This is a genomic window from Pseudobutyrivibrio sp. JW11 (assembly GCF_900115355.1).
Classification (GTDB): Bacteria; Bacillota; Clostridia; order Lachnospirales; family Lachnospiraceae; genus Pseudobutyrivibrio; species Pseudobutyrivibrio ruminis.
Genome location: NZ_FOWB01000014.1, coordinates 62,253 through 71,642, shown reverse-complemented (window position 1 = coordinate 71,642; position 9,390 = coordinate 62,253). Strand labels below are relative to the sequence as shown.

Sequence of the window (9,390 nt, the reverse complement as noted above, 5' to 3'; positions counted from 1 at the left end):
ATTACTATTTGCTTTGGAGTGAACTTAGAAAAATAAAAAGAGATATTTGATATGAATTGGCAGCTGCCGCTAGGACGGCGGCAGCAGTGGTCACTTGAAACAGGACGTTGAATGTGCCACGGTGCCAATACATACAAATATCTCTTTTTTAATTTTTCTTAGTAAACGGAGTAGCAAAAGTAATAATACAAAGACTAGTTAAGACTAGATGATTAAATAAACTACGTTGTCCGTCCCACCCATACATTTCCTTCGAATAGTAAAAGCTTCGTAAGTACACCTACATATGGGCGACTTTACACATTAAGGTAATCCAAAAATCTGCTCCAATGATACTTGCAGGTGGTAGCAGGCGGGTGTGCCGGGGCCGGGGTAGGGTGGCCTTTATACGTTAGAGGCCGGGAGGGCATGGCGGCCTTAGCACGTTGGTTGGCTGGAGGGCGTGACGGTGTTTTGACAAGTGTCTTGTCAGTAGACTATACATGTGGTATACTTGCTGTCAACTGAGATTGGCATGTAAAAGGAGAATTGTTATGTCTACTCTGGCAGAAGAGATTAAGGAGTTAAAGAAGGAAAAGAATGCTGTTATTTTGGCCCATTATTATGTTAATGATGATGTGCAGGCTATAGCGGATTATGTGGGGGATAGCTACTATTTGGCAAAGGTAGCTGTGGATTTGAAGGAGAGTACCATTGTTTTTGCAGGTGTTAAGTTTATGGGGGAATCGGCTAAGATTCTGAATCCTGAGAAGACGGTGCTGATGCCTGATGAGAAAGCGGATTGCCCTATGGCACATATGGCAGAGGTGGAAAAGATTAATCAGGTAAGGGCTGAGTATGATGATGTGGCAGTTGTTTGCTATATCAATTCTACAGCGGAATTGAAGATGCATTCAGATGTTTGCGTTACTTCTTCAAATGCTATGAAGATTGTAAAGTCATTGCCTAATAAGAATATTTATTTTATTCCGGATGAGAATCTGGGCAGATATATTGCTAGTAAGGTTCCGGAGAAGAATTTTATCTTTAACGATGGTTATTGCCATGTGCATAAGGCTGTTACTGTGGATTCAGTGAAGAGGGCGAAGGAGGCTCATCCGGATGCGGATGTTCTTATTCATCCAGAGTGTACATTGGATGTTTTGGAGTATGCGGACTATATTGGAAGCACATCAGGGATTATTGATTATGCTACTGCATCTGATAAAAAAGAATTCATCATATCTACGGAGCTTGGAGTGCTTTATCAGCTCAAGAAGAATAATCCGGAGAAGACATTTTATTCAGCAGGTTCTGTTCAGATTTGTCCAAACATGAAGAAGGTTACTTTGGAGAAGGTAAGGGATTGTTTGAGAGATGGAACAGGGGTAGTTGAAGTAAGTGATGAGAAGAGGGAAAAATCACTTATTCCACTTAAGCGAATGCTGGAGTTGGCAAAGTAATTTGCGGGAAAGAGTATGAATCATGGAAAAGAAATATGATGTAGTAATCGTAGGCACTGGTGTTGCAGGTTTGTTTTGTGCACTGAGCCTGCCACAGGATAAAAAAATATTATGTATTTCAAAGGATGCCTTGGATGGATGCGATAGCTTTTTGGCGCAGGGTGGCATATGTATGCTTAGGGATGAAGCAGACTATGAGGCATATTTTGAAGATACGATGAGAGCGGGGCATTATGAAAATCGCCGTGAGTCGGTTGAAATCATGATAAAGAGCTCTCAGAGTATAATCAATGATTTGGTTAACTATGGGGTAGAATTTGATAAAAAGGATGGTGAGTTCCTCTTTACAAAGGAGGGTGCTCACTCCAACAATCGTATCCTGTTTCATGCAGATATAACAGGTCGTGAGATTACGAGCAAGCTTTTGGCGAGAGTGCAGGAGCGAGATAATATCACATTGATGGCACACACAACTATGGTTGATTGGGTTTGTCATGAAAATGTATGTTATGGAATTGTTGTTGCAGATATGGATGGTAAAACAACTGCAATTGAAGCGGATGTAACAGTGCTGGCCTGTGGAGGCTTAGGCGGTGTTTATCCTCATTCGACAAACTTCAGGCATATCTCTGGCGATGCTTTGGCACTTGCTATGTATCACAATGTTAAGCTGGAGAACTGTGATTATGTACAGATTCATCCTACAACTCTGTTTACAAAGCAGGGTGGACGAAGCTTCTTGATTTCAGAGTCTGTTCGTGGAGAGGGAGCAGTCCTCAGAGATAAGAACGGTGAAAGATTTACAGATGAATTACAGCCAAGAGATGTGGTTAGTCATGCAATCTTTGACAAGATGAAGGAGCAGGGAACTGAGCATGTATGGCTGGATTTTTCACCAATTCCAAAGGATGAAATTTTAAATCATTTTCCAAATATCTACAACAAGTGCAAGGAAGCTGGATATGATCCGCTTACTGATTGGGTTCCAGTGGTGCCTGCACAGCACTATTTCATGGGCGGTATTTATGTAGATAAAGACAGCAAAACCACAATGGAGCAGCTGTACGCAGTTGGCGAAACCAGCTGTAATGGAGTACATGGAAGAAATCGTCTTGCTAGCAATTCATTGCTTGAAAGCCTAGTATTTGCAAAGCGTGCAGCACTGGATATTGCAGCAAGAAATGACTATAAATCAGCAGAGGATTTTGATAACCTTGTAAACATGGATGGTTATGAGGATCTTCCAAGCATTATGGAAAACTACCATGCAATGGTAGTTGGCGAAATTAAAAAAGAAGCAGACATGAGAGCCGAAAAGGAGGCCATATAAATGAACAATATTACAATGAAGCTCAATGCAGACGAGCTTATCAAAATGGCATTGCGCGAGGATATTTCAAGTGAAGATGTTACTACAAACTCTGTTATGCCAGGTCCACAGGCAGGTGAGGTGGAGCTTATCTGCAAGCAGGATGGTGTAATTTGTGGAATGGACGTATATGAGCGTGTATTCAAGATACTTGATGAAGATACAATTGTGGAAAAGTATGTAAAAGATGGAGATAAGGTCACAAAGGGACAGCTTATGGCAAAGGTAAAGGGAGACATTCGTGTGCTTCTTTCAGGAGAGCGTGTGGCACTTAACTACCTTCAGCGTATGAGCGGAATTGCAACATACACAAATCAAGTTGCTAAGCTTTTAGAGGGCAGCAAGACCGTTCTTCTTGATACAAGAAAGACAACACCTAACATGCGTATTTTTGAGAAATATGCAGTAAAGTGTGGCGGTGGACAAAACCACAGATACAATCTTTCTGATGGTATTCTTTTAAAGGACAATCACATCGGAGCGGCAGGGTCTATTACAAAGGCTGTTCAGATGGCTAAGGAATATGCACCATTCGTTAGAAAGATTGAAATCGAAACAGAAACTCTTGAGCAGGTTAAGGAAGCAGTAGAGGCTGGTGCGGATATTATCATGCTTGATAATATGGACGTGGCAACTATGAAAGAAGCAGTTGCGTTAATTAATGGCCGCGCTAAAACAGAATGCTCTGGAAACGTGACAAAAGAGAATATAAAAAATATAATAGACAGCGGAGTTGATTATGTTTCAAGTGGAGCATTAACTCATTCAGCTCCAATTCTTGATATTTCAATGAAAAACTTACATGCAGTTTAATCTGTATAAAGGGAGGAACTATGGACGGACAGGCAAGAAGAAAAAGACTTATAGAGATAATTCGACAATCGGATAAGCCTGTATCGGGCACAACACTGGCAAACGAGCTTGATGTAAGCCGCCAGGTTGTGGTTACAGATATTGCATTAATTAGAGCTAATGGCATAGAAATTACTTCAACAAACAGAGGATATGTATTAGCATCTGAGAATAAATGCAAAAGAATTATAAAGAGTCATCACAATGATGATCAGATATTAGATGAGCTTTTTGCAATAGTTGATAATGGTGGTTGTGCAGAGAATATCATTATCAACCATCGCTTTTACAACCGTCTTGAAGCTCCACTTAATGTTAGCTCAAGGCGTCAGGCAAAGGAATTTATGGAGGCGATAGCTTCAGGAAAATCAAAATCCCTAAGCTCTGCTACAAGTGGATATCATTATCACATCATTAGTGCAGATAATGAGGAAACACTTGATATTATTGAGCAGGAGCTTAAGGATTTGGGCTTCTGGTTACCTCTTGATGATTGGATATTGCAATAATATTAATCCAAATGGATCTTGACCTGATTGCGGCCATTTTCCTTGGCTTCATATACTGCGTCATCCGCTCTTTTAACAAAGGATGCAAGGGTGTCATTTGGTTTTGCCAATGTGACACCTAAGCTTATTGTTATATGATTTACAGTTACAAAGCATATATCGTCGATTTTCTTTCGTATAGATTCGGCAAATTCTACTGCAGTCTTTTCATCCGCATCTGGGATAATATAAACAAATTCTTCACCACCCCATCTGCCAAATATATGGCCTTCTTTCAGACTTTCCTTGATAACATTTACAACTGATAAAAGAACTGAATCACCAACATCATGGCCATAGGTATCATTTACATGTTTGAAATGGTCAATATCGATAAAGAACAGGCCATAGGACATGCCTTGATTTGTGAGTTCCAGCGCCTCTTCTATTTTTCTTTCTAATTCCCAACGGTTATAGATTTTAGTAAGTTGATCCGTATAGGCTACCTTGCCAAGTTCCTTGTTTAGGTTGTCCAGTTCCTTAGAAGTGCTTTCAAGGAAAGTTAAGATACGTTCTAAAAATGGAATTTCTTGATCAACATTTGTATCCTGAGGGTCAGATTCTTCCACAATATACTCTCTACATGGAATTATACAGTCTGTAGAATTGTCAGATTCTTTTAATCCTACTGCTACTAAAGCACTATTTAAGTCTCCACCAAATCCATCATCAGTATAGAATAGTTCGGCATAGCCGGTAGTTACTGATAATTCGGGATAGAATTGGGAGTACTGTTTGATTTCTTCTAAATATTTATCCTTCAAAAACTTTACTCGATTGCCACATTCAAAGATGAAAAGCGCTTCTGGTTCAAAATTGTGTACATCATTTACGGATTGAGCTGTGAGAGCAAAGAGATTATCAGGATTTGCATAAGATAATCTAAAATGGTCTCCTTTTTGCACATCTGACGTGAAGGAAATGCTGCCATCTTGCAAATATCCGGAAGGAACTCTTGCAATTTTGAAATTATTTCGCTCAATTATCAATGGAAATTCGCAAACATTCTGAACAAAGTAACTATTGGGCGAAACTTTCAAATATTTAGAAAATATATCAACCGCAGGCTTTTTATCCACTTCAACGACAGTGCTATTGCCAGAGGTTTTTGTGATTGCCATTTCCAAACCGATAGGTTGCCAACCGAGATTGTTGTCCATATATATTTTTAATGAAGTACTTACAAAGGCAACTACAATAAATCCGGTGGAGTATACACCTTTGCCATATATATGAGCAGGATTTAACACTTGAATGTTTCTTCCAGCCTTTGCGCCGAATGTTGGTATGTGGTGATGGTTAAACTCATGGACAAAACTGTTTATTGAAATACTGTTTGCATAATAAAGAATTTGAAGACATTTAACATTCTGTAAATCCTCCAAGGCTTTACTCATGACACGGCCAGCCACGAAAGCTGTTGTGTTTTCCATATCGAATTCAAATTGAACAAGCTGTGTTTCTTTAAAATATGTAACAGATAGCTGTAGCGGAAAGCTGCTTATATCGTATTCTTCTGTGGCAATATTTGCAGCAGTCATACCAGTGAGACATGCCTTAGGACATTGGCTTATAATTTTATTAATCATAGACTGTTCATCCACGTCAGTCTTTGAGTTATATAATTGCATCAAAATACCAGAAGCAGAATTGTATGCTTCCGAATTTGAGATTGTATTTAATATATCATCGAGCTCATCTATGCTTTGAAAATAATAGGTTTTTTGAAACATATGACCTCCAAATTAATAGTTCAAAATTATATTTTGTAATCATATTAACATGATGTTGTGATTATTTTAAGACTAACCTATTAATTTGATAGTCAAATAGAATGGTTTTAATGAAAACAAGGATAAGATATAATAAAAGGCAAGAAATATATGACTCATAGAAGGGAAGAATAATGTCAGCAATTACAAATGATTGGCTTGAACCGCTTACTCCAGAGTTTAAAAAGCCATACTATAAAGACTTATATGAAACAGTGAAGAAGGAATATCACGAGCATCCTGTGTATCCACCGGCAGATGATATTTTTAACGCTTTCGATTTCACACCATTATCAGAGGTAAAGGTAGTTATTATTGGTCAGGATCCATATCACGAGCCTGGTCAAGCCCATGGCCTTTGCTTCTCGGTAAAGCCTGGAGTAAAAACACCACCTTCGCTTGTAAATATATATAAAGAGTTAAATGATGACTTGGGATGCTATATTCCAAACAATGGATATTTGGAAAAATGGGCAAGACAGGGTGTTCTTATGCTTAACAATGTACTTACAGTTCGTGCACATCAGGCTGCAAGCCATGCAGGTATCGGTTGGGAAAAGTTCACCGATGCGGTTATCGACATTTTAAACCAGCAGGATCGTCCAATAGTATTTTTACTATGGGGCTCACCAGCTGCAAAAAAGTGTGCAAAGCTTAATAATCCAAACCATTTAATACTTAAAGCGCCACACCCATCACCTCTTTCTGCATATAGAGGTTTTTTCGGTTGTAAGCACTTTTCAAAGACTAACGAATTTTTGAAATCTAAGGGATTAAGCACCATTGATTGGCAAATTGAGAATATATAGTTGATAGATGTGATGTTTTCACAGTTTTTTCACGAATTATTCTTGGGTCCGGTATTGTACAATTTTATTTATTCCTTTATATTTATTTTAGGGTATTTTCGGTGAAAATACAGATTTTATAAGGGATAATGGGGACGTTGTTTTGAACAAACTAAGGGCATTTCAGAAAAAGTATTTTAGTCCAGACCTACCTATAGATTTGGTGTTATTCAATATCATTACAATTGTTGGATTGATTGGTGGAATTATCACTATTCCATTCAACATTATTAATGGTATGTCAGGAATTTTGACTGCAGTTATTTTCGTTTCTGTGATAATAGATGCAGTCTGCATATATATGGCCAACTATATGAATAGGCTGAAAAACAGCACTATCGCAGTATGTTTTGTGGTGGGAATAGCTCTGTTTCCAGTTATGTTCTTTGTTACCGGAGGAATCAACAGCGGTATGGTTTGCTGGTTCTCCATGGGACTTATTTTTATATTCATGCTTTTAGATGGCATGGATTTCTTATTTATGTTATTAACTGATGTGGCAATCATTATTGGTTGCTACGTCATTTCTTATTATCATCCAGAATATGTAGTGAGCTTACAGACAAAGCGAAGCGTATTTTTTGACGTGGTACAATCAATGATGATTAGTGCCATCGCAATCGGCTCAATTATTAAATTCCAGAGATCTATTTATGAAAAATTATATAGACAAGCTGCTATCAATAACGATGATTTGCTAGAAAAGACACTGCAGGCTAAAAAAGCCGAGAAGCAGGCACAGACAGCGACAGAAGCAAAGAGTAATTTCCTTGCAAATATGTCTCATGAAATCAGAACTCCAATCAATACCATCATGGGTATGGACGAGATGATTTTGAGAGAAACCTCAGAAAAGGTCGTTGAAGAATATGCTTTGGATATCAAGACGGCTTCACAAAACCTGCTTTCATTAATAAATGATATTTTGGATATCACCAAAATCGAGTCAGGTAAGATGGGCATCGTTAAAGGTGAATATGATTTCATGAGCCTTATGCATGATGTTTTAAATAATATCGTGCTAAGGGCAAAGGAAAAGAATCTGGAATTAAAGCTTAACATTGCAAGCAATATCCCTTGCAATATGTTAGGTGATGATATTCGAATCAAGCAGGTGCTTACAAACATCATCACAAATGCAGTAAAGTATACCCAGGAAGGCTACATTGAAATAACAGCCACATGTAAAAAAAGCTTCGGAGAATATGTTGAGCTTACCTTTTCTGTAAAAGATACAGGTATAGGAATAAAGCCAGAGGATATCAAAAGGATGTTTGAATCCTTTGAGCGATTGGAAGTAAATAGAAATAGAAATATCGAAGGTGCTGGTCTTGGAATGACCATTACTCAAAATCTTCTTAAGATGATGGGCAGCACATTAAATGTAGATAGTACTTATGGTGAAGGCTCTACCTTCTCATTTACGATTAGTCAAGAGGTAGTAAATCCTGAACCAATTGGTGACTTTGAGCAGAAGCTAAAGCAGCTTACTTCAAATTATGAGTACAGCACAAGTTTTGAAGCACCAAATGCTACTTTCCTCGTAGTTGACGACAATGCTATGAACCGTAAGGTGTTTGTTGCATTACTTAGAGATTCTAGGGTAAAAGTAGTGGAAGCTGAAAATGGATATGATTGCTTGCAGCTTATCAAGAATCAGCATTTTGATATGATTTTCCTGGATCATATGATGCCTGGTATGGATGGTGTCGAAACCTTCAAAGCTATGGCAAGGCTTGAAGGTAATAAGTGCTTGGGCACACCAGTAATAGCACTTACTGCAAATGCTATTGCAGGAGCAAAAGAAAGATATTTAACACTTGGTTTCCATGGCTTCCTTTCAAAGCCGGTAGTGCCTGCACAGCTTGAAAAAACAATCCGTGATTTTCTTCCAGAGTCGTTGCTGGAGTATCATGAGCCTGATGCAAAAGATGAAGCAAGAATGAATCGTGTTAAGAAAATTGAGCTTCCTGATATTGAAGGAATTGATTGGGATTATGCATTGTTGCATTTCCCTGATACAAACATGGTATTTCAGACGGCGGTGGATTTTTATGATTCGATAATGTTTGAAAGGGATGAGATACTTAGGTATTATAAAGATATAGACAGTGGAAACACTCTTGAAGATTATCGTATAAAAGTTCACGCAGTTAAAAGCATGGCCAATACAATTGGCGCTACAGCCTTAGGCGGACTTGCAAAGACTTGTGAGTTTGCAGCGAAGGACAATAATATCGATAGAATTAAAGCTATTACACCAATTCTTATTGAAGAGTTGGAAATAATGCATGACAGGCTGAAGGTGCTTTCATCGGATGTTGAAAAGCCTAAGCTGGAGGATATTGATGAGCTGTTTGCTTTGCTTGAAATGTTGAAGATGTCAATTATGACACATGACTCAGAGCAGGCCGACAATATTATGAAACAGATTATGTCATATTCTTATGACGATGATAAACAAGTTAAACTAGAGCAATTAAATCTTCGTATTATGAATTTGGAAGACGATGAGGCACTTGCAGATATTGAAGAGCTACAAAGCTAGTTAAGGAGAAT

Annotated in this window: 7 protein-coding genes; 6 read left to right on the top strand and 1 reads right to left on the bottom strand. The window is 38.3% G+C overall.

The window, feature by feature from the left end; all coding sequences use genetic code 11:
* The first annotated feature begins 533 nt into the window (after positions 1 to 533).
* Genes nadA through BM102_RS11515 form a run of 4 tightly spaced genes read left to right on the top strand, consistent with a single transcriptional unit; the run spans position 534 to position 4,172 of the window.
* The gene (gene nadA / locus BM102_RS11530; protein ID WP_090482145.1) at positions 534 to 1,442 is read left to right on the top strand and encodes a quinolinate synthase NadA; all 909 of its coding nucleotides are present in this window, start codon (positions 534 to 536) and stop codon (positions 1,440 to 1,442) included.
* Positions 1,443 to 1,464: 22 nt separating this feature from the next.
* Entirely contained in the window at positions 1,465 to 2,772 is a 1,308-nt protein-coding gene (locus BM102_RS11525) for an L-aspartate oxidase (RefSeq protein WP_090482143.1), read from the top strand.
* A complete protein-coding gene (gene nadC / locus BM102_RS11520; protein WP_090482140.1) occupies positions 2,773 to 3,624 on the top strand; it encodes a carboxylating nicotinate-nucleotide diphosphorylase in 852 nt (283 codons plus the stop codon).
* A 20-nt stretch (positions 3,625 to 3,644) separates the two neighbouring features.
* Positions 3,645 to 4,172: a transcription repressor NadR gene (locus BM102_RS11515; RefSeq protein ID WP_090482137.1), complete on the top strand. Its 528-nt coding sequence runs from the start codon at positions 3,645 to 3,647 to the stop codon at positions 4,170 to 4,172.
* Between the two features lie 2 nt (positions 4,173 to 4,174).
* Here BM102_RS11515 and BM102_RS11510 read toward each other — a convergent pair whose 3' ends face one another.
* The gene (locus BM102_RS11510) at positions 4,175 to 5,944 is read right to left on the bottom strand and encodes a sensor domain-containing diguanylate cyclase (protein WP_090482135.1); all 1,770 of its coding nucleotides are present in this window, start codon (positions 5,942 to 5,944) and stop codon (positions 4,175 to 4,177) included.
* 173 nt (positions 5,945 to 6,117) lie between these two features.
* On the opposite strand from BM102_RS11510, the gene ung reads away from it, so the two are divergent.
* On the top strand, positions 6,118 to 6,792 hold the full coding sequence (ung, locus tag BM102_RS11505; RefSeq protein ID WP_074792298.1) for a uracil-DNA glycosylase: 675 nt from the start codon (positions 6,118 to 6,120) through the stop codon (positions 6,790 to 6,792).
* Between the two features lie 142 nt (positions 6,793 to 6,934).
* The gene (locus BM102_RS11500) at positions 6,935 to 9,379 is read left to right on the top strand and encodes an ATP-binding protein (RefSeq protein WP_090482133.1); all 2,445 of its coding nucleotides are present in this window, start codon (positions 6,935 to 6,937) and stop codon (positions 9,377 to 9,379) included.
* Positions 9,380 to 9,390: the final 11 nt, after the last annotated feature.

Excerpts from the sequence above, each read along its gene's own strand:
- nadC (WP_090482140.1), top strand. The coding sequence starts at position 2,773 with ATGAACAATATTACAATGAAGCTCAATGCAGACGAGCTTATCAAAATG.
- nadA (WP_090482145.1), top strand. The coding sequence starts at position 534 with ATGTCTACTCTGGCAGAAGAGATTAAGGAGTTAAAGAAGGAAAAGAAT.
- BM102_RS11515 (WP_090482137.1), top strand. The coding sequence starts at position 3,645 with ATGGACGGACAGGCAAGAAGAAAAAGACTTATAGAGATAATTCGACAA.
- ung (WP_074792298.1), top strand. The coding sequence starts at position 6,118 with ATGTCAGCAATTACAAATGATTGGCTTGAACCGCTTACTCCAGAGTTT.
- BM102_RS11525 (WP_090482143.1), top strand. The coding sequence starts at position 1,465 with ATGGAAAAGAAATATGATGTAGTAATCGTAGGCACTGGTGTTGCAGGT.
- BM102_RS11510 (WP_090482135.1), bottom strand. The coding sequence starts at position 5,944 with ATGTTTCAAAAAACCTATTATTTTCAAAGCATAGATGAGCTCGATGAT.